The sequence below is a fragment of the Niveispirillum irakense DSM 11586 genome (genome assembly GCF_000429645.1).
GTDB classification, from domain to species: Bacteria; Pseudomonadota; Alphaproteobacteria; order Azospirillales; family Azospirillaceae; genus Niveispirillum; species Niveispirillum irakense.
In genome coordinates this window covers 448,126-472,758 of record NZ_KE386933.1, presented here as the reverse complement: position 1 = coordinate 472,758, position 24,633 = coordinate 448,126, and the positions used below count along the sequence as shown (strand labels likewise).

The 24,633-nt window shown below is 62.6% G+C and carries 19 protein-coding genes; 8 read left to right on the top strand and 11 right to left on the bottom strand.

Annotation, left to right across the window (positions count from 1 at the left end):
* The first annotated feature begins 23 nt into the window (after positions 1 to 23).
* The 3 genes from G473_RS0116240 (at position 24) to G473_RS0116230 (ending at position 4,904) form a co-directional block, all read left to right on the top strand.
* Positions 24 to 2,042: a M13 family metallopeptidase gene (locus G473_RS0116240; RefSeq protein ID WP_245580083.1), complete on the top strand. Its 2,019-nt coding sequence runs from the start codon at positions 24 to 26 to the stop codon at positions 2,040 to 2,042.
* 269 nt (positions 2,043 to 2,311) lie between these two features.
* Positions 2,312 to 4,384, top strand: coding sequence for a M13 family metallopeptidase (locus G473_RS0116235; RefSeq protein WP_084438233.1), 2,073 nt, complete (start codon positions 2,312 to 2,314; stop codon positions 4,382 to 4,384).
* Positions 4,385 to 4,448: 64 nt separating this feature from the next.
* On the top strand, positions 4,449 to 4,904 hold the full coding sequence (locus G473_RS0116230) for an acetyltransferase (protein WP_035707520.1): 456 nt from the start codon (positions 4,449 to 4,451) through the stop codon (positions 4,902 to 4,904).
* Positions 4,905 to 4,955: 51 nt separating this feature from the next.
* On the opposite strand, the gene G473_RS0116225 is transcribed toward G473_RS0116230, so the two are convergent.
* The 3 genes from G473_RS0116225 to G473_RS29415 form a co-directional block, all read right to left on the bottom strand.
* Entirely contained in the window at positions 4,956 to 5,924 is a 969-nt protein-coding gene (locus tag G473_RS0116225) for a ribonucleotide-diphosphate reductase subunit beta (protein WP_029013971.1), read from the bottom strand.
* A gap of 166 nt (positions 5,925 to 6,090) precedes the next feature.
* Complete coding sequence (locus G473_RS0116220) at positions 6,091 to 6,711, bottom strand: EF-hand domain-containing protein (RefSeq protein ID WP_029013970.1); 621 nt, start codon at positions 6,709 to 6,711, stop codon at positions 6,091 to 6,093.
* A gap of 106 nt (positions 6,712 to 6,817) precedes the next feature.
* Positions 6,818 to 7,552, bottom strand: coding sequence for a hypothetical protein (locus tag G473_RS29415; protein WP_154667433.1), 735 nt, complete (start codon positions 7,550 to 7,552; stop codon positions 6,818 to 6,820).
* A 141-nt stretch (positions 7,553 to 7,693) separates the two neighbouring features.
* Between G473_RS29415 and G473_RS0116210 the strand changes: the two genes are divergently transcribed.
* Entirely contained in the window at positions 7,694 to 8,806 is a 1,113-nt protein-coding gene (locus G473_RS0116210) for an aldo/keto reductase (RefSeq protein WP_029013968.1), read from the top strand.
* Between the two features lie 96 nt (positions 8,807 to 8,902).
* On the opposite strand, the gene G473_RS0116205 is transcribed toward G473_RS0116210, so the two are convergent.
* Both G473_RS0116205 and G473_RS0116200 read right to left on the bottom strand, forming a co-directional pair.
* Positions 8,903 to 10,489: a methyl-accepting chemotaxis protein gene (locus G473_RS0116205; protein WP_342665667.1), complete on the bottom strand. Its 1,587-nt coding sequence runs from the start codon at positions 10,487 to 10,489 to the stop codon at positions 8,903 to 8,905.
* A 706-nt stretch (positions 10,490 to 11,195) separates the two neighbouring features.
* A complete protein-coding gene (locus tag G473_RS0116200; protein WP_084438229.1) occupies positions 11,196 to 13,055 on the bottom strand; it encodes a ribonucleoside-diphosphate reductase subunit alpha in 1,860 nt (619 codons plus the stop codon).
* 284 nt (positions 13,056 to 13,339) lie between these two features.
* Between G473_RS0116200 and G473_RS0116195 the strand changes: the two genes are divergently transcribed.
* Positions 13,340 to 14,695, top strand: a complete 1,356-nt coding sequence (locus tag G473_RS0116195; protein ID WP_029013965.1) for a CRTAC1 family protein — start codon at positions 13,340 to 13,342, stop codon at positions 14,693 to 14,695.
* Between the two features lie 24 nt (positions 14,696 to 14,719).
* On the opposite strand, the gene G473_RS0116190 is transcribed toward G473_RS0116195, so the two are convergent.
* Complete coding sequence (locus G473_RS0116190; protein WP_029013964.1) at positions 14,720 to 15,532, bottom strand: hypothetical protein; 813 nt, start codon at positions 15,530 to 15,532, stop codon at positions 14,720 to 14,722.
* A 209-nt stretch (positions 15,533 to 15,741) separates the two neighbouring features.
* On the opposite strand from G473_RS0116190, the gene dgcA reads away from it, so the two are divergent.
* The 3 genes from dgcA to G473_RS0116175 all read left to right on the top strand — a co-directional run bounded on the left by dgcA (position 15,742) and on the right by G473_RS0116175 (position 19,289).
* A complete protein-coding gene (gene dgcA / locus G473_RS0116185; RefSeq protein ID WP_035707518.1) occupies positions 15,742 to 16,752 on the top strand; it encodes an N-acetyl-D-Glu racemase DgcA in 1,011 nt (336 codons plus the stop codon).
* A 117-nt stretch (positions 16,753 to 16,869) separates the two neighbouring features.
* Positions 16,870 to 18,000 (top strand): pentapeptide repeat-containing protein, encoded by a 1,131-nt coding sequence (locus G473_RS0116180; protein ID WP_029013962.1) that lies wholly within the window; start codon positions 16,870 to 16,872, stop codon positions 17,998 to 18,000.
* Positions 18,001 to 18,140: 140 nt separating this feature from the next.
* The gene (locus tag G473_RS0116175; protein ID WP_029013961.1) at positions 18,141 to 19,289 is read left to right on the top strand and encodes a pentapeptide repeat-containing protein; all 1,149 of its coding nucleotides are present in this window, start codon (positions 18,141 to 18,143) and stop codon (positions 19,287 to 19,289) included.
* 22 nt (positions 19,290 to 19,311) lie between these two features.
* Here the strand turns inward: G473_RS0116175 and phoB are convergent, their stop codons facing one another.
* The 5 genes from phoB to pstC all read right to left on the bottom strand — a co-directional run bounded on the left by phoB (position 19,312) and on the right by pstC (position 24,524).
* Positions 19,312 to 20,019 carry a phosphate regulon transcriptional regulator PhoB gene (gene phoB, locus G473_RS0116170; RefSeq protein WP_029013960.1) on the bottom strand — a complete coding sequence of 236 codons (708 nt, stop codon included), beginning with the start codon at positions 20,017 to 20,019 and terminating at the stop codon, positions 19,312 to 19,314.
* A gap of 151 nt (positions 20,020 to 20,170) precedes the next feature.
* A complete protein-coding gene (gene phoU, locus G473_RS27305) occupies positions 20,171 to 20,905 on the bottom strand; it encodes a phosphate signaling complex protein PhoU (RefSeq protein ID WP_035707516.1) in 735 nt (244 codons plus the stop codon).
* 28 nt (positions 20,906 to 20,933) lie between these two features.
* Entirely contained in the window at positions 20,934 to 21,740 is an 807-nt protein-coding gene (gene pstB, locus G473_RS0116160) for a phosphate ABC transporter ATP-binding protein PstB (protein WP_154667432.1), read from the bottom strand.
* Between the two features lie 2 nt (positions 21,741 to 21,742).
* Complete coding sequence (gene pstA / locus G473_RS0116155) at positions 21,743 to 23,068, bottom strand: phosphate ABC transporter permease PstA (RefSeq protein WP_029013958.1); 1,326 nt, start codon at positions 23,066 to 23,068, stop codon at positions 21,743 to 21,745.
* Positions 23,061 to 24,524 carry a phosphate ABC transporter permease subunit PstC gene (gene pstC / locus G473_RS0116150; protein WP_029013957.1) on the bottom strand — a complete coding sequence of 488 codons (1,464 nt, stop codon included), beginning with the start codon at positions 24,522 to 24,524 and terminating at the stop codon, positions 23,061 to 23,063. Before pstC ends, pstA begins: the two co-directional genes overlap by 8 nt.
* Between the last annotated feature and the right edge of the window lie 109 nt (positions 24,525 to 24,633).

The window sequence follows — 24,633 nt, the reverse complement described above, 5'->3', positions numbered from 1 at the left end:
AGTGCGCGAGGATGAAAGGCTTGTTGGCCAATTCATGCCTGGGTGCGGTGGGCCTGACCCTGATGCTGGGGCTGGGCATGGGCAATGCCGCTGCGGCAGAATCGAAGCTGCCGGCAGTGGATGCCAGTGTCAGCCCCTGTGACGATTTCTATCTCCACGCCTGCGGGCCCTGGATCAAGGCCAACCCCCTGCCGGCCGAACGCTCCATCTATGGCACGTTCCATGAACTGGCCCAGCGCAACCAGGATATCCTGCACGCCATCCTGGAAGATGCGACCAAGAGCAAGGATGCCGATCTGGCCAAGATCGGCAGCTTCTATGCCGCCTGCATGGATGAAGCCGCTGCGGACAAGGCCGGCATCGCGCCGCTGAAGCCGCTGCTGACCCAGATCGACGCGATCAAGGACAAGAAGCAGATCGCCGCGCTGGTTGCCATGCTGCATCAGGACGGGGTGGATGCCCTGTTTGGCTTCGGCCCGCAGCAGAGCTTCGAGAAGGCGGAAGATACCATCGCCGCCTTCGACCAGGGCGGCCTGGGCCTGCCCGACCGCGATTTTTACTTTAAGGATGATGCACGCTCGGCCGGGCTGCGCGACGCCTATGTCAAGCATGTCACCGCCATGTTCACCCTGGCGGGCGACAAGCCGGAGGTTGCCGCCAAGAAGGCCGCCGCCGTCATGGCCTTCGAGACGCGGCTGGCCCGCGACACGATGAGCAAGGTGGATCGCCGCGACACCACCAAGCTGAACAACCCGTCCAGCTTCCAGGCTTTCGCCGCCAGCGCGCCGGCCATCGACTGGACCGCCTATGTGCGCGATGTGAAGGCACCGTCTTTCACGCAGATGAATGTCAACGACCCGCAATTCTTCAAGGGTCTGAATGACAGCATCCAGGCCACTGATCTGGCCGATCTGAAGACCTATTTCACCTGGGCCGCGCTGCGCCGTGCGGCCCCCTGGCTGTCCAAGCCGTTTGTGGACGAGAATTTTGCCTTCTATGGCAAAACCCTGTCCGGCGCGCAGGAACTGCGCCCCCGCTGGAAGCGCTGCACCGACGCCACGGACAGCGCCCTGGGTGAAGATCTGGGCCGGCATTTTGTGCAGAAGACCTTCGGGCCGGAGCACAAGTCCCGCATGCTGACCATGCTGGATGATCTGCGCGCTGCTTATGCCGAAGATATCAAACAGCTCGACTGGATGAGCGAAGCGACCAAGGTCAAGGCGCTGGAGAAGCTGGACGCCATGGCGCAGAAGATCGGCTATCCGGAAAAATGGCGCGATTACACCGCGCTGACCGTGAAGCGGGACGATCTGCTGGGCAACCAGATGCGCGCTTCCGGTTTCGAGAACGCCTATCACCTCGCCAAGATCGGCCAGAAGGTGGACAAGAACGAATGGTTCATGACCCCGCCGACGGTGAACGCCTATTACGATGCCAGCCAGAACAATATCAATTTCCCGGCTGGCATCCTTCAGCCGCCCTTCTTCGACTTCAAGGCCGATGACGGCCTGAATTACGGTGCCATCGGTGCCGTCATCGGCCATGAAATGACCCATGGTTTCGATGATCAGGGCCGGGCCTTTGATGGCCAGGGCAACCTGAAGGACTGGTGGACGGAAGAAGACGGCAAGCGGTTCGAGGAAAAGGCCCAGTGCCTGGTGGACCAGTATGGTTCCTATAAGGTGGCTGGCGACACCAGCCAGAATGGCAAGCTCACCCTGGGCGAGAATACGGCTGATAATGGCGGCCTGCGTCTGGCCCTGATGGCGCTGAAAAAGCGCGTCGGCGGGGAGAAGGCACTGACCGCCAAGGGCGCCGATGGCATGTCGCCGGAACAGAAGCTGTTCTATGGCTGGGCCAGCGTCTGGTGTTCTTCCGCCCGCCCGGAAGCGGAACGGCTGCGTGCCCAGACCGACCCGCATTCCGCCCCGCGCCACCGCGTGAACGGCACCGTGTCCAACATGGCGGAATTTGCCCAGGCCTTTAACTGCAAGCCCACGGACGCCATGGTCCGCGGTGATAAGGCCTGCAAGGTCTGGTAAGGACCGGTCAATCGTTGATCTTTTACAGAGGGCGGCTCCCGGCAAAGGGGCCGCCCTTTTTCCTATCCGCTATCGCTGATGGCCAACTGTACCAGGATGGCGACAAGCGTTACCGTCGGGTTACAAAAACACAGGTCCGATTGAAACGGACATTCGTGCTATTCTGCTTGACACAGCCAAGTCCCAAACAATGGGGTAATCCATACACTACCGTACCGATATCGGACCCGTTCCGATATCGGCCCGTTACGTCAGGGAAAAGAACAAGAATGAAACGCAAGGGCTTGCTGGCATCGTCGCCCGTGGGGGCGGCTGGTTTTGCATTGCTGTTGGCGCTGGGCGGTTGTACTGCCACCCCGCAACAGATGGCGGAAGCACCAGCCACACCGGCGGCACCCAAGCCCCCCGCCCCCGGCCTGCCCGTGCTGGATAAGGCGGTTTCAGCTTGTGACAATTTCTTCCTCCATGCCTGCGGCGTGTGGATGAAGGAAAATCCGATCCCTGATGATCAGTCCCGTTGGGGCAATTTCCAGGTTCTGGCGGAGCGCAACATGGTGTTGCTGCGCGAGATCCTGGATGACGCAGTGGCCCATCCCAAGCCGGAAACGGCCAAGATCGCCACCTTCTATGCCGCCTGTATGGATGAGGCGACGGTGGAGCAGCAGGGGCTGGCCCCCTTGCAGCCGCTCTTGATGCGCATCACCGCCGTCACCTCCCTGAAGCAGCTTGGACAACTGACCGGCGACCTGCATGACATGGGTGTGCCGGTCCTGTTCAGCTTCAGCCGTATGCAGAAATTCAGCGACGCGGTGCAGACCATTGCCGTCGCCGATCAGGGTGGGCTGGGCCTGCCCGACCGCGATTTCTATTTCAAGACCGACGCTAAATCCAAAGAACAGCGTCAGGCCTATATCGCCCATATTGCCCGCATGTTCACCCTGGCCGGCGACACGCCGGAAGAGGCGCAGCGCCGGGCCCAGGCCGTTATGGCGTTCGAGACGCGGCTGGCCGATGCTGCCATGACCCGCGTGGAGCGGCGCGACCCCACCAAGCGCGACAATCCCACCACGCTGGCGGCCCTTGCCAAGCAGACGCCCGCGATCGACTGGCAGGCCTATATCAAGGCCGTGGGGGCGCCCGCCTTTACCGACATGAATGTGGGCAACCCCGCCTTCTTCAAAACCCTGGAACGCACCCTGCGCGATGTCCCCCTGGACGATGTGAAGACCTATCTGCGCTGGCAGGTGCTGCACAGCGCGGCGCCGTGGCTGCCCAACACTTTCGCGGAAGAGAATTTCGACTTTTATGGCCGCACCCTGGCCGGGGCCAAGCAGCAGAGCCCGCGCTGGAAGCGCTGCGTCAATGCCACTGACGGCGCGCTGGGCGAGGATCTGGGCAAATATTACGTGGAAAAGGCCTTTGGTCCCGAACATAAGGCCCGCATGCTGACCATGGTGGCCGATGTGCAATCGGCCTTCCAGGACCGGATTGGCCAGCTTGCCTGGATGGGCCCGGAAACCCAGGCCAAGGCTCGGGAAAAGCTGGCCAATATGCCCAACAAGATCGGCTACCCCGACAAGTGGCGGGATTACACGACGCTGGAGGTGAAGCCCGGCGACCTGTGGGGCAATGTGGCCCGCGCCGATGGCTTCAACAAGCGTTACAGCCTAGCCCGCATCGGCAAGCCGCGCGACCCGACGGAATGGGGCATGTCCCCGCCGACGGTGAATGCCTATTACTCACCGCAGCAGAACAATATCAATTTCCCCGCCGGCATCCTGCAGCCGCCCTTCTTCGATTTTGCCGCTGACGACGCCTATAATTATGGCGCCATCGGCGGTGTGATCGGCCATGAGATCACCCATGGCTTTGACGACCAGGGCCGCAAATATGCCGGCGACGGCAATCTTGCCAACTGGTGGACGGAAGAAGATGGCAAGCGCTTTGAAGAAAAGGCGCAATGTCTGGTCGACCAGTATAGCGGCTTCCAGGCAGCAGAAGGCGTGAACCTGAACGGCAAGCAGACGCTGGGCGAGAACACGGCCGATAATGGCGGCCTGTCCATCGCGCTGGCCGCCCTGAAAAAGCATCTGGGGCCCCGGATGGAGGAAAAGATTGGCGGGCTGACGGCGCAGCAGCGCGCCTTCTATGGCTGGGCCCATATCTGGTGTGCGCAGGAACGACCGGAGGCACGCCGCCTTCAGGCCCTGACGGGCGTCCATTCACTGCCGGAATTCCGCGTCAACGGCACCTTGTCCAACATGCCGGAGTTCGCCGAAGCCTTTAATTGCAAACCCGCTGATCCCATGGTGCGGGGCGAGAAGGCCTGCAAGGTCTGGTAAGCCCGGCCATACGGCGCGATGATAAGGGGCTGTCCATCGGGCAGCCCCTTTTTACTGACGGAAGATGATGCACCAATCCGGCCTGCCCCCGATCCGGCTCTCCACCGAAGCGGATATCCCTGACCTGTACCGGGTCTGGCGTGCATCGGTGGATGCCACGCATGATTTTATCAGCGCGGACGATCTGGATTTTTATGATGGGCTGTTCCGCAGCCTGTATCTGGCCCAGGTGCGCCCCTGGCTGGCCCTGGCTGCCGATGGCAGGCCCGCCGGCCTGATGGGGCTGACAGGGCCGAAGATCGACGCGCTTTTCGTCGACCCGGCTTTCCACCGCCAGGGCATCGGGCGGCATCTGATCGCCCACGCCCTGACCTTGCACCGGCAATTGATGGTGGATGTGAACGAGGCGAACAGCGGCGCCATCGCCTTCTATATTAACCAGGGCTTCCGCACCTATGGCCGGTCCGCGCTGGACCATTGCGGCAAGCCCTATCCGCTGCTGCATATGGCGCGGCTATAGGGCCGCAAGGACAAAGGGGGGCGGGTTTTCCCTATCGCCCCCCAATCAGCCTCAATCCGCGAACGCCTCTTCCCAACTGCCCTTGGTGGCAGCGCGGGAATATTCGGTGGCGCGGTTTTCAAAGAAGTTGGTGTGCTCGATACCGTTCAGGATGGCATCCATCCAGGGCAGCGGGTTCTTGCCAACATGATAGACCTCGTTCAGGCCCAACTGCTCCAGACGGCGGTCAGCGATATAGCGGATATAGCGCTTCACATCCTCTGCCGTCAGCCCGTCAATCGGCCCCATCTCGAATGCCAGATCGATGAAGGCATCCTCGTGATGGACGATGGTTTCGCACGCCTCGTACAGGTCGCGCTGAAGCTGCTCGGTCCAGACTTCCGGATTCTCGGCGATGAAGGTCTTGAACAGGCGGATGATCGACTGGGTGTGCAGCGTCTCATCCCGCACCGACCAGGTGACGATCTGGCCCATCCCCTTCAGCTTATTATGCCGGGGGAAGTTCATCAGGATGGCGAAGCTGGCGAAAAGCTGCAGACCTTCGGTGAACGCGCCGAACACCGCCAGGGTCTTGGCGATATCGGTCAGGCTGTCCACGTTGAAATTCTGCATATAGTCGTATTTGTCCTTCATCTCCTTATAGTGGAGGAAGGCCGAATATTCCGCTTCCGGCATGCCGATCGTGTCGAGCAGGTGGCTGTAGGCAGCGATATGCACCGTCTCCATGGCGGAGAAGGCAGCCAGCATCATGCACACTTCAGTCGGCGTGAAGACGCGGCTGTAATGACGCATGTAGCAGTTATTCACCTCCACATCCGCCTGGGTGAAGAAGCGGAAAATCTGGGTGACGAGGTTCTGCTCGGCATTGGTCAGGCTGTTGCGCCAATCCTTCACGTCATCGGCCAGCGGCACTTCCTCCGGCAGCCAATGCAGGCGCTGCTGCGTCAGCCAGGCCTCATAGGCCCAGGGGTAGCGGAAGGGCTTGTAGACCGGATTGGGCGTCAACAAGGGGGAAGCCATGGCGGGTACACTATATGTTGGGGTGGTGCGGAGCTACTACCACAATAGCCGCGTGGCAGGAAAGCCTGTTGGGCCTGAGTTTGGGATCGGCGGGGCCTGAAGGCAAGCACCCAAAAGCCGATGGGACGCTTGTTTTTGCCGAGACCAAGGCTTCCTGCGGAGTCGCTTACTCCTGCCGCCAGGCACGCATCGGGCCCTCGGCATAGGCCAGGAATTCATCCCGCGAGACGGCCCCGTCGCCGTTCCGGTCCATCTGGGCATGGCGGCGGGTCATCTCGACGCGGAATTCCGCCAGAGTCACGCGAAAATCGGCGTTTGCGTCGGCGGACATCACCGGATCAACACCCATCCGATATTGCGGGCGGCCACGCGAATCACGGCTGGCGGTTTCCGCCTCCGCCGCCGTCATGTTCAACCGGCCTGGACGCATCTTCTCCCCCCCTTGCACCGGGGGCGTATGATGGGGCGAGGCAACACGATAGGCCGTCAGTTCCGACGAGGTGACGGCACCATCCTTATTCTGATCATAAAGGGCGAAGGTGCGGTCGGCATCGGCCATCATCTCCGCCAGATCCAGCCGGCCATCGCCATTGGAATCGGCCCGGTTGAACCAGCCCAGCATGGCATCGCGATAGGCCCCCTCGTCGCCAGTGGGTGCGCCCAGCAATTCACCCGCCGGGCTGACGGCGGCATAGCGGATCATCGGCAGCGGCCGATCACCGCCGCCGCACGCGGACAAACCCAACACCAGGGGCAGCAGGGCGACCGACGCAATCCGGCCAGCCATCCGTTCCAATCCTGCACGACGCGCCATTATCCAGCCCCGGTTCCAAGCTCAACCCATGAATATGGCTTAAACCAAAGCCGGGTATACCGGCCAGCGGAAAGCAAAATCACTGCGGGGGACGACGTCCACCGCCGCCCGGTGGCCCACCACCGCCTTGGCCGCCCCGCGCGCCAGGGCCGCCACGGGCAGGTTTCTCGTTAAAGGCTTTGATGGCCGCCGCCTGCACCTCTGCCAATGTTACGCGGCCATCCTTGTCCGTATCCATGGCGGCAACCCGTTGCTGTGCGGCGAGCGTCAACTCATCCAGCGTCACCCGGAAATCCAGGTTCCGGTCGGCAGCCATCACCTTGTCTTCCGCCAAGACCCCCATCCCGCCGGGACGATTGCCCGGCGGCGGGCCCCCTTCCGGCCCCTGACGACGGGGGCCCGCCGCATTATTCGGTCCCGATCCAGGGGCTGGCGGATTATCCTCCTGGCGAGGGGGACGCGCCTGACGCATCCGGTAATCAGCCAACTCGCGGGCATTCACGCCCCGATCACCATCCTGATCCAGCAGGGCGAAGAAGGTAGCAGTATCGGCGGCCACCTCTGCCGGTGACAGGGCGCCATCCCGATCAGTATCAACGCGCTGGAACCACCCGGTCAGGGCTGCGACATACTCCGCCTCCTCCCGCACGGGGCTCCCCAGCAATTCACCCGCCGGGCTGGTCGGTATCCGGCCAAAGCCTCCTCCCCCACCGCCGGGCCCAGGGCCAGGTCCAGTTGGCTTGTCAGCATGGGAGCAGGCAGCAAGACCTGCCAGGGCAAGGCAGGCGAAGCTCAGCAGGATCGGACGCATCATGAAATCCGGCGCAGGAAAATCTGCCCCTGCCACGCCCTGGCCCGCCCTTTCCTGTCGCGCAGGCGGAACAAAGGGGGGGCGTTTCCCGTTTGGCGCAGGAGGCGATGCGCCTTACCCCGAAAACCGGAAGGATATACCGCGATGACCAGCCGCCGCGATTTCATCGTCACGGCCGCCGCCAGCACCGCTCTGCTGACCGCCGCCACCACCCCCGCCGTTGCACAGCCGACGGCACCCGCGGCGGGGACGATGGATCGCAAAGGCGGCAATCGCTATCGCCCGCCGGCTGTGGGGATGGGCGGCACCCAGGCAGGCAGCAATTTCTTCCCCACCAGCGACGAAACCGCCGCTGGCGCCTTGCAGGCGGCCTGGGATGCCGGGGTGCGCTATTTCGACACCTCGCCATGGTATGGGCTGGGCCTTAGCGAGCGGCGCTTCGGCGCGTTCTTCCATGACAAGCCGCGTGACGAGTTCGTGATCTCGACCAAGATCGGCCGGCTGCTGAAGCCCGATCCCGCCGTCGCGGGGACCAAGGTCGCCAACTGGGCACAGGTGCCCCCCTTCCGGCATGAATATGATTACAGCGCCGCCGGGGTCCGCCGGTCGATTGAAGACAGCATGCAGCGCATGGGGCTGGCCCAGATCGACATTGTCTTCATTCATGACCTGTCGCCGGACAACAAGGATATGGGTGAGCGCTGGACCGAGTATTTCGAGCAGGCGCGCAAGGGCGCGATGCCGGAACTGATGCGTATGCGCAAGGAAGGGCTGATCAAGGCCTGGGGCCTGGGCGTCAATACGCTGGAACCGGCCCTGGCAGCGTTTGAAACGGCTGACCCCGACATCATCCTCTCCGCCACACAATATTCCCTGATGAAGCATGAGGATGCGCTGAAGCGGCTTTTCCCCGTGGCGGAAAAGCGGGGGGCGTCCATTGTCGTCGGCGCACCTTTGAATGCAGGGTTCCTGGCCGGTGTGGACCGCTATGATTACAGCGGCACCATTGCCGATGGGTTCCGGGAAAAGCGGGCCCGGATGGACAGTATCGCCAACCGGCACGGGACCGACCTGCGCACGGTGGCGCTGCATTTTGCCGCCGCCCCGCCGGTTGTCTCTGCCATCATCCCCGGCGCCCGCAACGCCGCGCAGGCCCAGCAGAACGCCGCCTCCATGAAGGCACAGGTACCGCCAGAAGTCTGGGCCGATCTGATGAAGGAAGGGCTGATCCGGGAGGAAGCCCCCGTTCCGGTATGATACCCGGCCCCAAAAGCAAACCACAAACAGAACACCCCCAGGACCGGCGGCCCTGGGGGTGTTTGATGACAGGCAGGATAGGGTAGGAAAAGCGGATCAGGCCGCGCGCACACCGGCGATGAAGCGGGTCACGCCACCGCGCAGATCATCCATCTTGTGCGCCAGTTCCCCAGCCGATGACAGCACCTGCCCGGCAGCGGCCGATGTGGTGCCGGCGGCCTGACGAACACCATGGATCGTGCTGGACACTTCCTGCGTACCGCGCGCTGCCTCGGATGCGTTGCGGCCGATTTCTGCCGTCGCGGCAGCCTGCTGTTCCGCAGCGCTGGCCACACTGGCCGCCACACCATTCAACCGGTCAACCACGGCAGAGACATGGCCGATCTTGGCAGCCGCCGCCCTGATGGAAGCCCGCATGCTGTCCACCTGGGCGCGGATATCCTCGGTGGCGCGGGCAGTCTGGGTGGCCAGGGCCTTCACTTCCGATGCCACGACGGCGAAGCCCTTACCTGCCTCCCCGGCGCGGGCCGCTTCGATGGTGGCATTCAGCGCCAGCAGGTTGGTCTGGCCGGCAACATCCTGGATCATGGCGACCACGCCGCCGATCCGCTCACCCGCCGCTTCCAGCGATTCCACCTCGGCGCGGCTGGAAGAAGCCTCCCGCGCCGCTTCATCGGCGATGGTGCGGGCCTGGGTCATCTGCCGGGTGACTTCCTGCACGGTCGCCGCCAGTTCTTCGGTCGCCGCCGCCATGGTCTGCACATTGGCGGTCGCCTGCTCGGACGCGGCCGCCACGGCGCTGGACTGGTTCTCCGTTTCCTCCGCCGTGCTGGACATGGAATTGGCCGTGGCTTCCAGCTCGGTGGTGGCCGAGGCGATCACTTCCACCACATTGGCCATGGTGGCTTCGAAATCCTGAACCAGGCGCTGCACTTCGGCGGCACGCGCCAGCCGCTGCTGCTGCTCGGCCTCCTGCTCCTTCAGCAGCTTCTGGCGCTGAAGGGCATTGTCCTGGAACACGACCATGGCATCGGCGATCTCGCCAATCTCATCGGCGCGGCCCTTGCCCACGATGTTCAAGCCCAGTTCGCCATTGGCCAGACGGCGCAGGCAATCAACAGCACCCGACAGCGGCTTGACCACGCCGAAGCTGGCCACAGCCCAGCCCCCCGCCGCACCGGCAGCAACCCCCATTGCCGCAACGATCAGCAGTGTCCAGCTGACGAATTCGCCGGTCGCAGTGGAGCGCAAGGCGATATCATTGGATTTGTTGGTCGTATAGTCCACCAACTGGGTCATATCTGTGCGCAGCTTGTCGGCAACGGTGCGGCTGGTCACGACTTCGTTATAAACAGCCCGCTGCGCAGCGCTCAATTCCACCGTGCCGGCGCTTTTTGCCTTGGCGATCGTCTTGTCCAGTTCCCGCTCATAGACTGCATAGGTCTGACGCACCGCGGCCAGCATGGAAGCCTGCTTCTCGTCGACCAGCCCCTCAAGCTCGGTCAGATTGCGCATGGCGTCGCTTCTCACGTCAGCCGTGAGGCGCTCCACCTCCGCCACTTCATTCGGATTGGCCGCGAGCCGGTATTCGCCACGGTTCAGCATAACGACATAACGGTTCAACTGCGCCACCAGCAGGGTGGTGCGGGTAGAACGGTTGGATTCATGGGCCAAATCCGACATCTGGCCCGTGCCGTTCACTCCAACCGCCGCAATCACGGCTGATACGATGCACAAGAAACCAACCAATGCATAAACTTTGGTCGCAATCCTAAAATTTGCAAGCATTTGCCATTCCCCCGCCGATAAGCTAAAGCAATATCTACAGGAGAATGAATGAATGGTAATATAAAAACTCACATTAATCTGCCATTAACATAGTATAATTCATAGTTAATTTGGATTAATTCCATGTATTTCTTCAGTATTTCAAATTATTATATGCTGATATTTTATAAATTCTGATTTATCAATTAGATCAAACATTGAGATTCCAAGCAGCCGAAAATTGCGTGACTACCCCTTTCGATCTATTGTTTTCCGATACATAGCCCGAAGGACGGGGAATGCCGTTCAAAACGAGGCGGCACCTCGCCGGGGTGGCTTATTCTAGCAGGCCATAACCGGGTATGCGAAAATCGCTCCCCCGTCATGTACACACCTAACTGGATGGATGACTGCGTGCTTTTTATCTCGCACAGATAAACACAATAAAATTGTTATATTTCTCAAATACACACATCAAACAGAAATACAATGGAGTGGTTATGGACCAACGGGAATCCATACAGCCCGGGGGTTGCGTCGGGTAGCGACTGCCACGGCTGAGGACAAAAAGAAAAGGGCCGCAAGCTCTCGCCGCGGCCCCCACCCGTTCAGCATGCCATCATTACTGGCAGGCCAAGCATTCCTCGTACTTGTTGGTTTCAGCCGGCGGGGCTGCCGGCTTATCGGCGCCAATGGCCTTCGTGGCGTTGCTCTCCGCCCGCTGTACCGACAGGGAACGCAGGTAATAGAGGCTCTTCACGCCCCGCTTCCAAGCCAGCATATGGATCTGGTGCAGGTCGCGCTTATGCACGTCCGCCGGCAGGAAGACGTTCAGGGACTGGCTCTGGCAGACATAGGGGGTGCGATCAGCGGCATGTTCGATCAGCCAGCGCTGGTCGAGCTCGAATGCCGTCTTGAACACGTCCTTTTCTTCCTGGGTCAGAAAGTCCAGGTGCTGCACCGAACCACCGGTAAGGGTGATGTCGGACCAGGTATCCTCATCATTGCGGCCCTTCTCTTCCAGCAGCTTTTCCAGATACGGGTTACGCACCGAATGGCTGCCCGAAAGGGTCTTGTGGGTGAAGGCGTTGGCCGCGTTCGGCTCGATCCCCGGCGAGGCGCCGCCGGTGATGATGGAGATGGAGGCCGTCGGCGCAATGGCGATCTTGTTGGAGAAGCGCTCCATGATCCCATATTCGGCCGCATCCGGGCAGGGCCCGCGCTCATGCGCCAGCTTGACCGAGGCGGCATCCGCCTGACGCTTGATATGGGCGAACATGCGCTTGTTCCAGACCTTGGCCATCACGCCTTCAATCGGCAGCATCTGGCTTTGCAGGAAGGAATGGAAGCCCATGACGCCCAGCCCGACCGAGCGTTCACGCATGGCGGAATATTTGGCCCGTTCCATATCCGACGGGGCCTTCTGGATGAAGTCCGTCATGACATTATCCAGGAAGCGCAGCGTATCCTCGATAAAGGTCGGGTGATCCTGCCATTCCAGGAAATATTCCAGGTTCAGGGAAGAGAGGCAGCAGACGGCGGTGCGCTGCTTGCCCCAGGGGTCCAGACCGGTCGGCAGCGTGATCTCGCTGCACAGGTTGGACATCTTCACATTCAGCCCGGCCAGCTTGTGATGCTGCGGGATGGCCCGGTTCACATGATCGATGAACAGCAGGTAGGGCTCGCCCGTCTCCACGCGCGCCGTCAGGATGCGAATCCACAGGTCGCGTGCCTTCACGCGGCGCAGGATCTTGCCGTCCTTCGGGCTGGTCAGGCCCCATTCCTCGTCATTCTCCACCGCGCGCATGAAGGCGTCGGTAATGGAAATGCCGTGATGCAGGTTCAGCGCCTTGCGGTTCGGATCACCGCCGGTGGGGCGGCGCATCTCAATGAACTCCTCCACCTCCGGATGGGTGATGGGGAGGTAGCAGGCGGCCGACCCGCGGCGCAGGGAACCTTGCGAGATCGCCAGCGTGAGGCTGTCCATCACCCGGATGAAGGGGATGACGCCGCTGGTCTTGCCGCTATCCTTCACCTGCTCCCCGATGGAGCGCAGGTTGCCCCAGTAGGAACCGATGCCGCCGCCCTTGGCCGCCAGCCACACATTCTCGTTCCACAGGCCGACAATGCCTTCCAGGCTGTCGCTGGCTTCATTCAGGAAGCAGGAGATGGGCAGGCCGCGGCTGGTGCCACCATTGGACAGGACCGGCGTGGCCGGCATGAACCACAGGCGGGAGATATAGTCATACAGGCGCTGGGCATGGGCCTGATCGTCCGCATAATAGCTGGCAACGCGGGCAAACAGGTCCTGATAGGACTCGCCCGGCATCAGATAGCGGTCGTTCAGCGTAGCCTTGCCGAAGGCGGTCAACAGCTCGTCGCGGGTGCGGTCAACGACCACGGCCGGATGCTTAACCATCTGGACCTGGCCGAAAACGTCGCCGCCCTGCGGAACCCATTCATTCACTTCGCCGTCGCGCATGACCTATCCCCGTTTTCCCCAGTGCGGTCGCTGTGGATAACTAGCTGTGGACACAATATCTTGTTTGCTGTGGGGTCGGATCGTACCAAATCCCGCCCCCGTCACAAGCGGTTTTTGCCGGTCTATGCCCCAAGAATAGGGTTGACTGAAGGACCTGCAAGGCTTTTGGCCGATGCGATCCGGCCATGCGTATCCGCACCCTTGACCGGAGGGTCGGCTTGCAGCAGCCCCCCGCGCCACGCTATTCATCGGGGGTGACACCGACACCGGGCCGGGGATGCGCCATGTTCATCGGATGCTCCAACCTGATCGCCAGCAACCTGCCGGCCCTGCATTACGGGGTGGCGGTGGCTGATATCGATGGGGACGGCGCCGATGAACTGGTGATCGCCGGCCATGGCGGCCCGAATCGTGTGCTGAAATGGGATGGCCACCGGCTGATCGACATTGCCGAACCGGCCCTGGCCGATGATGGGCGCCGCGCCATCGGTCTTGCCTGTGGCGATATTGACGGCGATGGCCGCGAGGAACTCTATATATTGAACAGCGACGGCTTTTCCGGGCCGAAGCAGGTCGTGGACAGGCTGCTGGCCTGTTTTGGCCGTCGCTGGATCGACCTGTTCGCCCTGCCGGAGAATTTTGCCGTCGCCAACCGGTTCGCTGGCCGGTCCATCGCCGTGATCGACCGGACGGGCACCGGGCGCTATGGCTTTATCGTTGCCAATTATGGCGGCCCCATGCGGCTTTATGAGATGGGGCCACGCGGGCGAATCCTGGATATGGCGGATGAGTGCGGGCTGGACGCGCTGACCGGCGGGCGGTCTTTGCTGGCCGCGCCCATCCTGGGCGGCCGGCCGGACGTATTCGCCGGCAATGAGATCGGCCCCAATCTCTTCTTCCATAACCGGGGCGACGGCAATTTCACCGAACTGGCGGAGACGCTGGGTCTGGCCGACCCCACCCAGGCAGCGCGGGGCGTGGCCCTGATACAGGGGGAAGAGAGATTCGATATTGTGCTGGGCAATTGGGAAGGCCCGCACCGGCTGTTCCAGCAGACGGCCGGCGGCGGCTTCGCCGATGTGGCCCCGCCGGAAATGGCCCAGCCATCGCGGGTGCGCACCGTCATCGCCGCCGATTTCGATAATGATGGCTATGAGGAAATCTTCTTCAACAATATGGGGGAGCCGAACCGCCTGTTCGGCTGGCGGGATGAGCGGTGGGTGGCGCTGGAAATCGGCGACGCCGCCCTGCCCCATGGATATGGCACCGGTGCCGCCGTGGCCGACCTGGATGGCGATGGGCAGTTGGAACTGCTGATCGCCCATGGGGAACAGGCCCCCCAGCCGCTATCGCTGTTCATGGCGGAACCGCGCGGTCATCACTGGCTGCGCATCCGCCCGTTGACACAGGCCGGCGCCCCGGCACGCGGTGCCGTTGTGCGCCTGTGGGCCGATGGGCGGATGCAGATGCGCAGCATCTGCGCCGGGTCCGGCTATCTCTGCCAGATGGAGCCCGTTGCCCATTTCGGCCTGGGCCATGCGCGCAAGGTGGAAAAGGTGGAGATCACCTGGCCCGACGGCACCACGCTGCGCCTGGATCGGCCGGAACCGTGCCAGGTGCTGACCGTTCCCCACCCATGACATGACCAGGGAACGGTGCGCTTCCTATCGCCCGGCGGGAAGATAGGGGCCAATCGCGACGCCATAAATCCGCGCCCATAACAGGGCAGAACCAGCCATTACCAGCGGGTGGGCAATGGCGAGCAGCATATTGCCCAGCACCAGCAGCGTCACATCACTGCCAGTGATACCCAGCAGCAGCAAGATCCCACCTGGAAGCTGCAAAGGCAGATTGACCATGATCAACGCGAAAAGCGGCGGCAGCCCCAGCAGGCGCGATGTCGCCTTCCAGCTTGCACCCATCACCAGCGGTCCATCCTGCACCACCGATCCCAGCGCGGGCGCCAGCCGCGCCACCGGCCATATCATCATCAGGACCGAGATCAGGATGGCAAGGACATGGAACCAGCCTGGAAATGCCGCCGCCAGGGCCGCCGCATCGGCCGGATCGGCCTGCACCGGTGCATCCGGACCGAACAGGGCAGCCAGAATGCCCATCACCAGTGACGCCGGCAGAATGGCCACCAGCACCGACATGAACAGCAGGCTCAACACCAGACCACCGGTGCGCCAGATACGGCCGGAAAAGGGCATGTCCCAGAACTGGGCCTCTTCTTCCCCCAGCAAGAGGAATCGCGACCAGCGCACCGTCCAGACCCCGATGCCCCAGACCGTGCCCAGAAGCGACAGGAATGTCAGCAGGGTGCCCCCCGCCCCTTCCCCCGGCACCATCTGCGCCAGGCTCAAGACCGCCAGCACCAGGGCCGGCGCGCCCGCAAACCGCAGGACACGCCCTGGATCGGAAAGCAGAAGCAGATAGATCGCCAGTGATTCGCGCCAGGCATCGCGGAAATTCATCGTATCACAACCCTATTCTTGGCCGGCCAATGGCGACAAGGCCGCACGATCTACCACATGGTGACGATCAGGCGCGACCGCCATGGCAGATCCGTCGCCTGGGGCGTGTATCGGCCTGTCGCATCCCTATGGGCAGCCGACCCGGAATGCCGTTACCATATCCCGACCGCCATGTCGGGCGTGGTTGCGCAAGAACGGATAAGAACGTGATGAGAGACGCCTTCCAGCCCTTGCCCCTGACCCTATCGGTCGCTGTCGATTCCTTTCCCATCCGCGGCACCTTCCGCATCGCCCGCGGCGCCAAAACGGAAGCGCGCACCGTCACCGCCACCCTGCAGGCCCCCGATGGTGCCATCGGGCGGGGGGAATGTGTCCCCTATGCCCGCTATGGTGAGACGGTGGAAGGGGTTGTCGCGGCCATGGAGGCGCTGGCCCCCGCCTTTGCCGCCGGGCTGGATCGGGACGGGCTGGCGCGGCTGCTGCCGGCCGGCGCCACGCGTAACGCGCTGGATTGCGCATTGTGGGATCTGGCGGCGAAATCAACCGGCCGGCCCGCCTGGCAACTGGCAGGTCTGGCAGAGCCGCTGCCCGTCACCACCGCCTTCACTCTGTCGGTCGATACGCCTGAAGCCATGGAACAGGCGGCGCGGGCCGCCACGGCCCATCCGCTGCTGAAATTGAAGCTGGCCGGTGATGGTCTGGACCTGGACCGGGTGGCCGCCGTGCGGGCGGGATCACCCCGGGGTCGCCTGATCGTGGATGCGAACGAAGGATGGAAGCCGGATGATCTGGCCATCCTGCCGGCGGCCCTGGCGGCTTTGGGGGTGGAGATGATCGAACAGCCCCTGCCCGCCGGACAGGATGAAGCCCTGATCGGCTTTGACAGCCCGGTCCCCTTCGGCGCCGATGAAAGCGCCCATGGCCGTGACGGGCTGGAGGAACTGGCCACCAAATACGCCATCATCAATATCAAGCTGGACAAGACCGGTGGCCTGACAGAGGCGCTGATGCTGAAGGCCAGGGCAGAAATGCTGGGCCTGCGCATCATGGTCGGATGCATGGTCGCCACCTCCCTGTCCATGGCGCCTGCCACCCTGCTGGCACAGGGTGCCGATTATGTGGACCTGGACGGCCCCCTGCTGCTGCAACAGGACCGGGAACCGGGCCTGCGGTATGACGGGGCCCTGCTGCATCCCCCGATCGCCGCTGTCTGGGGTTGATACCCGGACGGAGAGGATAGCCCTTTTGAGGCACCCCCTCCCTAATGTTGCAGAGTTTCCCCCGGGCCCAGGGTGCGGCATAATCCGCACCCTTACCTGCCACAGGTCGATGGTGTGATGAACAAGCCCCGCAGTGCCCATTCCCTGCCATCCCATGATATGCAGGTCATGCTGGCCCAGCACACATTGTTCGCCCGTGGCCATGCCGGCAAAAGGCTGGAACTGCGTTTGCAGAACCTGTCGGGCGTGCGGCTGAACCATTTCGACCTGTCGCAATGCCTGCTGCTAGCCTGCAACCTGTCCTACACCGACCTGGAAGGCTGCCATTTCCAGGCAGCCAACCTGTCCAACAGCCTGTTCATCGGCGCCAATCTGAAACATTGCGACTTCACCCGCGCTGACCTGCGCGGCACCCGATTCTATAAATCGGACCTTCAGCAGGCCAACATGACCGGCACCGACATGCGGATCGGGTCGCTGATGCTGAATAACCGGGGCGTCCCGGCCCAGCGGGAATTCAACACCGACCTGTCCTTCTGCAATATGGAAGAAGCCGTGTTGCAGGATGCCGTGCTGCATAATGTGCGCCTGCGCGGCGTCAATATGCGCAATGCCGATCTCTCCAACGCCGACCTGACCGGCGCCGACATGCAGGGCGTGGTGCTGTTGGGCGCCACGATGGACCGGGCCAAATTCACCGGTGCCAATATCAAGAACGCCGTTTTCACGGTGAATGAGGAAACAAGGCGCCTGTTCGGCGGAAACCCCGCTTTCGAGGAACATCTGGCCAACCTGAAGGAAACCGACCGGATTGTCGCCGCGCATGAGGAATGGGTGAATTCCGGCGGGCGGGCCGGCAAGCGCGCGGACTTTGCCGGCATGCCCTTGCGCGGCGTCGACCTGCGGGGGCGGGAATTGTCCGCCGTGTCCTTCCGGGGTGCCGATCTGACGGGGGCCAAGCTGGCCCATGCCCGGCTGGCTGCCGCCGATTTCACCGGCGCCAACCTGTCCTATGCTGAACTATCCCATGCTGACCTGCGCGGCGGCGCCATGGACAGCACAACCCTTCTCCATACCATCGTGGAAGGCGCGAATTTCAGTGATCTGGATTTGCGGGGCGGCGGCAAATTATCCATCCGCTTCGCCGGTGCGAATATCGAATGGACCGATTTTTCCCAATGCAGCATCACGCCCGACCAGTTGGCCGGCGCCGTCCTGCGCGAATGCACGATGCCAGAGGAAAAGTGAAGGGCTGCGGACAAGGAGGGCAAACAAAAGCTATCCTTTAGTTAACATGGTCCGGGATTGTCTGAACAAACGTTTCCTTCAGGATAGGACTCAATCGACGTAAAGGCTTTGGCCTTGTCCCCTATCCTTGGTTGGAAATCTTGTTAAGCGCTGCATTCGCCAATAATGCCAGCAAACATGACGACGTAACCCCGCGGCTGGCACAGCATTCCCTTTTCCTGCGCAACCGGGGGGGCAGCCGTCTGGAATTGCGCCTGTCCAGCCTGGAAGGGGTGAAACTGCGGAATTTCGACTTCTCGCAAAGCATGATGCTGGCCTGCAACCTGTCCCAGGCCGATCTGGAAGGGTGCCAGTTCCGCGAGGCCGATCTCTCCAACAGCCTGTTCATCGGCGCCAATCTGAAACATTGCGATTTTTCACGCGCCAATCTGCGCGGTTCACGCTTTTACAAATCTGATCTGACCCAGGCCACGCTGGATGGCAGCGACCTGCGCATGGGCAATCTGACCCTGCACCGGCGCAAGGAAGGCGGGCAGACGGATGTGGTCAGCCGGGAATATGTGACTGACCTGTCCTTCTGCAATCTGGCCAATGCATCGCTGGAAAGCGCGGTGTTGCGCAAGGTGCGGCTGCGCGGCGTCAATATGCGCAATGCGGACCTGTCGCATGCCGATTTCTGTGAGGCGGACTTGCAGGGCGTGGTGTTGCTGGGCGCCCGCATGCAGGGTGCCAGCTTCCAGAATGCCAATATCAAGGATGCAACCTTCACGGTGGATGACACCACGCGCCGGCTGTTCCAGGGCCTGCCCGCCTTCACCGAACATCTGGCCAATCTGGCGGAGATCGACCGGATCGTCGCCGCGCATGAAGAATGGGTCGATAGTGGCGGACGCAGCGGCACCCGCGCCGATTTCACCGGTCGCAAGATGAACGGTGTGGACCTGCGGGGCCGGGAACTATCCACCATCTGTTTCCGCGGCGCGGACCTGACGGGTGCGCAGCTTGCCCATGCCAAGATGGTCGCCGCCGATTTCAACGGGGCCAATCTCTGCTACGCGGATTTGGCAGGCGCCGACCTGCGCGGGGCTGGGTTTGAGGGCGCCACCATGCGGCACACCATTCTTGAAGCCGCCGACATGCAGGATCTGGCCCTGCGGGGTGGCGGGCATCTGCCGGTGCGGCTGGCGGATGCCGCCCTGGAATGGATCGACTTTTCCGCCACCCACATCGCCCCCGGCCGGCTGAAGGGGCTGGCGCTGCGCGACTGCACCCTGCCCCTGGCCGGTTAATCGGGACGGTCTTCCCGTGGCCTTATGCGCTGGCCTTGGTATCCAGCGCATAGCCGGCGGAACGGACGGTGCGGATCACGTCCTGGTCGTCCGTCTCGTTCAGGGCCTTGCGCAGGCGGCGGATATGCACATCCACCGTCCGCAGCTCGACATAGACATCATGGCCCCAGACGATATCCAGCAACTGCTCGCGTGAGAAAACGCGGCCCGGATGCTGCATGAAATGGCGCAGCAGGGCGAATTCCTTCGGCCCCAGATGGATATCCCGCCCATTGCGGCGCACGCGGTGGGCGGCAAGGTCCATGGAAATATCGGAGAAACGGAGCAATTCCTCCGCCAGGGCCGGGGCGGCGCGGCGCAGCACAGCGCGGATGCGGGCCACCAGCTCGGTCGGGCTGAAGGGCTTGGCGAGATAATCGTCGGCGCCGCTGTTCAGGCCGCGGACCTTGTCCGCTTCCTCCCCGCGCGCCGTCAGCATGATGACGGGGATGTCGCGGGTCTTGGCGTTGCGGCGAAGCTGACGGCAGACTTCCAGGCCACTCATCAGCGGCAGCATCCAGTCCAGCAGGACCAGATGGGGCGTGCGCTCATCGGCCAGCAGCAGCGCTTCTTCGCCGTCATTGGCGGTGATGACCCGAAAACCCTCGCGCTCCAGATTGTAGCTCAACAGGGTGACGAGATCGACCTCGTCCTCCACAACCAGGATCAGCGGCTTCAAAGCGGAATTCATGGCGGTTCCAGTGCGGCTGGCGCGGGTGGGCTTGAGAGGTTGATCACAATCCGTTCAGCATGCCCCTTGCGGGGCCTTCATCGGGATCGTGGCGCCCACCCGGCGCCTTAAAGGGAACGTGGCAGGACCGACACCCTTTGATCAGCACGGATCAAAGCGCGCCGGAATTATCGGTGGCGTCGCTGTCCAGCACGGTAAAGCTGGACCGGTCGCCCTTGGGCCGCACCGCATTCAGCGGCTGGCCCTTGACCAGGAAATGGATATTCTCGGCGATGTTGGTGGCGTGGTCGCCCGCCCGTTCCAGGTTCTTGGCGATGAACAGAAGATGCGTGCAGGGTGTGATGTTGCGCGGATCTTCCATCATGTAGGTCAGGACTTCGCGGAACAGGCTGGTATAGAGATCATCCAGTTCCTGATCCCGGTGCCAGGCGGCAATCGCCTTCTCGACATCGCGGTCGATATAGGCGTCCAGCACCTCCTTCAGCATTTCCTGCACCAGCCGGCCCATGCGGGGGATGGCGCCGGCGGGGCGCATCACCGGCAACTGCGCCAGGGCGATGGAACGCTTGGCGATATTGGCGGCGTAATCGCCGGTACGCTCCAGATCGGCAGAGACCTTCAGCGCCACCAGCACTTCGCGCAGGTCGACGCCGACCGGTGCGCGCAGCGCCAGCATGCGGATGGCATCATGCTCGATCTGGCGTTCCATCTCGTCCAGGCGGGCATCGGCCTGCATCACCTTGGTGGCGCCTTCGACATCGCGACGGCCGACGGCCTGGACGGCCGCCTCCACCTGCGCCTCCACCACACCACCCATCTGGGCGATCTGGCTGGAAAGGCGCTGCAGCTCCTGTTCGAAGGACTTTACGGTATGTTCGGTAACCATGATTTCGGCCCTTCAAGCGGGGAGGCAATCAGCCGTAACGACCGGTGATATAGCCCTGGGTGCGTTCATCGCGCGGGTTGGTGAAGATTTCTTCCGTCGGGCCAACCTCGACCAGATCGCCCAGGTGGAAGAAGGCCGTGCGCTGGGACACACGGGCCGCCTGCTGCATATTGTGCGTGACGATGGCGATGGTGAAGCTCTCGCGCAGCTCGTCGATCAACTCTTCGATATGCGCGGTGGCAATCGGGTCCAGCGCCGAGCAGGGCTCGTCCATCAGGATCACTTCCGGGCTGACAGCCACGGCGCGGGCGATGCACAGGCGCTGCTGCTGACCACCGGACAGGCCGGTACCCGGCTCATGCAGGCGGTCCTTCACCTCGTTCCACAGGCCGGCACGCTTCAGGGACTGTTCGACGATGGCGTCAAACTCATCCTTGCGGGTAGCAAGGCCATGCAGCTTCGGCCCGTAAATCACGTTCTCGTAGATCGATTTCGGGAACGGGTTGGGCTTCTGGAACACCATGCCGACGCGGGCGCGCAACTGCACCACATCCAGCCGGGGATCGTAGATATCCTCACCATCCAGCAGGATCTGGCCTTCCACGCGGCAGATGTCGATCGTGTCGTTCATCCGGTTCAGCGTGCGCAGGAAGGTGGACTTGCCGCAGCCCGAAGGGCCGATCATGGCCAGCACTTCGTTCTGGTAGATGTCTACATTGACACCGTGCAAGGCGCGCTTCTCGCCATAGAAGACCTTTACGGTCTTGGCGGACATCTTCACCGGCTGGGTGGCGGTGGTTTCCGTGGGCATGGTCATGGTCGTCGTGTCCATCATTCTCACCACCGGCGTTCGAACTTCTTGCGCAGCCAGATGGCCGCACCGTTCATCGTGATCAGGAAGGCCAGCAACACCAGGATCGCGGCCGAGGTCAGTTCGACAAAGCCGCGTTCCGGCTTGTCAGCCCAGATGAAAATCTGCACCGGCAGCACCGAGGAGCTGTCCAGCAGCCCGGTCGGCGGCTGCGTGACGAAGGCGTTCATGCCGATCATCAGCAGGGGGGCGGTTTCACCCACGGCATGGGCCATGCCGATGATGGTGCCCGTCATGATGCCCGGCATGGCCAGCGGCAGCACATGATGGGTGATGGCCTGCAGGCGGGATGCCCCCATGCCCAGCGCCGCTTCCCGGATCGAGGGCGGCACCGCCTTCAGGGCGGCGCGGCTGGCGATGATGATGGTGGGCAGCACCAGCAGACCCAGCACCAGACCGCCAACCAGCGGGGCCGAGCGCGGCATGCCGAAGAAGTTGAGGAACACCGCCAGCCCCAGCAGACCGAACACGATGGAGGGCACGGCAGCCAGATTGTTGATATTCACCTCGATAAGGTCGGTCAGCTTGTTCTTGGGCGCGAATTCTTCCAGATACACAGCGGCCGCGACGCCGATGGGCAGGGAGATCGCAACCGTCACCAGCATGGTCAGCAGCGTCCCCACAGCCGCGCCCAACAGGCCCGCCAGTTCCGGATAGTTGCTGTCGGACGAGGTGAAGAACGTGCTGTTGAACGTGGTGCGCACATCACCGCGCTGTTCCAACTGGCTGAACCAGGCAAGCTGCTGATCATTGATCGGACGCTGCGCTTCCGGCAGGTCACGGTCGATACCGCCCTTGACGATCTGGTTGATACCGTCGGACGTGGGCAGCCACAATTCCACCGTCTGGCCGACCAGGGCCGGGTTCTTGTCCAACACCTTGCCCAGGAAGACACCGGCCACCGGGCTGACCAGACCACGCAGATCGCGCTTTTCCAGCCTGCCACTGACTTCAGGGAAGTCCCGGTACAGGGCATCATTCACCAGGGTCTGGAAGGCACCGCGGTCCCAGCCCGCGGGGGTGCCGGTGCCTTGCGGATCGATGGTGGCGGGATCGATCAGGATTTCCAGCCGCATCTCCGTCTGCCAGAAGGCGCTGACGCCACCCTTCAGCAGGGTGAACATCAGGATCGCCAGCATGGCGCAGGCAAAGGTGATGGCCAGGATGCCGTAAATCTTGAAGCGCCGTTCCGCCGCATAACGCTGGCGCAGACGTTTCATGGCGGCTTCGCCGGTGTGACGGGAGGTGGACATGGGAGCGGCTGCCTGCATCGGCTCTGCGATCTCAGTCATATTTTTCCCGGTATTTCTGGACGATGCGGAGGGCGACGACGTTCAGCACCAGCGTGACCAGGAACAGCACCAGGCCAAGGGCAAACACCGACAGGGTCTTCGCACTATCGAATTCCTGGTCACCCACCAGGATGGACTTGATCTGCACCGTCACCGTGGTGACGCTCTCAAGCGGGTTCAGCGTCAGGTTGGCCTGAAGGCCGGCGGCCATCACCACGATCATCGTCTCACCGATGGCGCGGCTGACAGCCAGCAGCATGGCACCGACGATACCGGGCAGTGCTGCCGGCAAGACCACCTGCTTGATCGTTTCCGACCGGGTGGCGCCCAGGCCAAGGGAGCCGTCACGCAGCGATTGCGGCACCGCGTTGATCACGTCGTCAGCCAGCGAGGAGACGAAGGGCACGATCATCACGCCCATAACGATACCGGCGGCCAGCGCGCTCTGGGAGGAGATGGAGAGGCCGACAGCGGCACCCATGTCACGGATGAAGGGCGCCACGGTCAGGATGGCGAAGAAGCCGTACACAACCGTCGGCACACCGGCCAGAATTTCCAGCACCGGCTTTACCAGCCCGCGCACCTTCTTGGGCGCATATTCAGACAGATAGATTGCCGACATCAGACCCACCGGGGCCGCCACGATCATGGCGATGGTGGCAATCAGCAACGTACCGGTAAAAAGCGGGATGGCCCCGAAAGCACCGGAAGAACCGACCTGATCGGCACGGATCGCCGTCTGCGGGCTCCAGTGCAGACCGAACAGGAATTCGGTCACCGGCACCTTGGTGAAGAAGCGGATGCTCTCGAACAGGAGCGACAGCACGATCCCCACCGTGGTGAAGACCGCAATGGTGGAGCAGAGGATCAACAGCCAGGTGACGATCCGTTCCACATTATTGCGGGCCCGCAACGACGGGTTGATGCGCGACCAGGTGAAGGCCAGCCCACCCGCAGACAAAGCCGCCACGGCCGCAAACAGGGTCCAGTTGGCGAGATTGCGCAGCGAATTCAGATGGTCAGCCGCCGGCTGGATCGCACCGACCACCGCAGCATTGACATACTGGGCCTGGCCGGCCGCCAGATTGTTGATGTTAATCAGCAGAAGCTGACGATGCGTCTCGGTCAGCGCATCCGTCTCTTCCGCGATATTGGCCAGCAAGGCCGACAGGTCGTTGGGCGGCAGCATGACCCGCGCCCAGATTTCCACTTGTTCCGGCGTCAGCCCGTCCAGCACCAGCCAGTCGATCACCGGACCGCGCAGGGCCATCCAGCACAGCACCAGAACCAGGGCCGGCAAGCCCGCCCACAAGGCGACAAAGGAACCGTAATAGTTGGGCACCGAATGCAAGGTGGCGATACGCCCCCCCGCGACGGTGACCGCCCGGGTACGGCCCATCCAGAATCCAACTGCTGACAGCAGCAGCAGAAGCCCGACGGTGAAGGTGGCTGACATGGAGGAACTCGCCCGCAGTCAAAGGGAAATCATCGGTACATCACTTACGGGGAAACCGGCGGCGCCCGATCAAGGACACCGCCGGACCCCAGGACCGGATGACGCGCAG

What these genes read in the sequence shown, in the direction of transcription:
- pstA (WP_029013958.1), bottom strand. Translation starts at nt 23,068, where the DNA reads ATGACTGAGATCGCAGAGCCGATGCAGGCAGCCGCTCCCATGTCCACC.
- G473_RS0116190 (WP_029013964.1), bottom strand. Translation starts at nt 15,532, where the DNA reads ATGAATTTCCGCGATGCCTGGCGCGAATCACTGGCGATCTATCTGCTT.
- dgcA (WP_035707518.1), top strand. Translation starts at nt 15,742, where the DNA reads ATGAGAGACGCCTTCCAGCCCTTGCCCCTGACCCTATCGGTCGCTGTC.
- G473_RS0116225 (WP_029013971.1), bottom strand. Translation starts at nt 5,924, where the DNA reads ATGGCTTCCCCCTTGTTGACGCCCAATCCGGTCTACAAGCCCTTCCGC.
- G473_RS0116195 (WP_029013965.1), top strand. Translation starts at nt 13,340, where the DNA reads ATGTTCATCGGATGCTCCAACCTGATCGCCAGCAACCTGCCGGCCCTG.
- G473_RS0116210 (WP_029013968.1), top strand. Translation starts at nt 7,694, where the DNA reads ATGACCAGCCGCCGCGATTTCATCGTCACGGCCGCCGCCAGCACCGCT.
- pstC (WP_029013957.1), bottom strand. Translation starts at nt 24,524, where the DNA reads ATGTCAGCCACCTTCACCGTCGGGCTTCTGCTGCTGCTGTCAGCAGTT.
- pstB (WP_154667432.1), bottom strand. Translation starts at nt 21,740, where the DNA reads ATGATGGACACGACGACCATGACCATGCCCACGGAAACCACCGCCACC.
- G473_RS0116205 (WP_342665667.1), bottom strand. Translation starts at nt 10,489, where the DNA reads ATGTCGGATTTGGCCCATGAATCCAACCGTTCTACCCGCACCACCCTG.
- phoB (WP_029013960.1), bottom strand. Translation starts at nt 20,019, where the DNA reads ATGAATTCCGCTTTGAAGCCGCTGATCCTGGTTGTGGAGGACGAGGTC.
- G473_RS29415 (WP_154667433.1), bottom strand. Translation starts at nt 7,552, where the DNA reads ATGATGCGTCCGATCCTGCTGAGCTTCGCCTGCCTTGCCCTGGCAGGT.
- G473_RS0116230 (WP_035707520.1), top strand. Translation starts at nt 4,449, where the DNA reads ATGATGCACCAATCCGGCCTGCCCCCGATCCGGCTCTCCACCGAAGCG.
- G473_RS0116235 (WP_084438233.1), top strand. Translation starts at nt 2,312, where the DNA reads ATGAAACGCAAGGGCTTGCTGGCATCGTCGCCCGTGGGGGCGGCTGGT.
- phoU (WP_035707516.1), bottom strand. Translation starts at nt 20,905, where the DNA reads ATGGTTACCGAACATACCGTAAAGTCCTTCGAACAGGAGCTGCAGCGC.
- G473_RS0116220 (WP_029013970.1), bottom strand. Translation starts at nt 6,711, where the DNA reads ATGGCTGGCCGGATTGCGTCGGTCGCCCTGCTGCCCCTGGTGTTGGGT.
- G473_RS0116200 (WP_084438229.1), bottom strand. Translation starts at nt 13,055, where the DNA reads ATGCGCGACGGCGAAGTGAATGAATGGGTTCCGCAGGGCGGCGACGTT.
- G473_RS0116180 (WP_029013962.1), top strand. Translation starts at nt 16,870, where the DNA reads ATGAACAAGCCCCGCAGTGCCCATTCCCTGCCATCCCATGATATGCAG.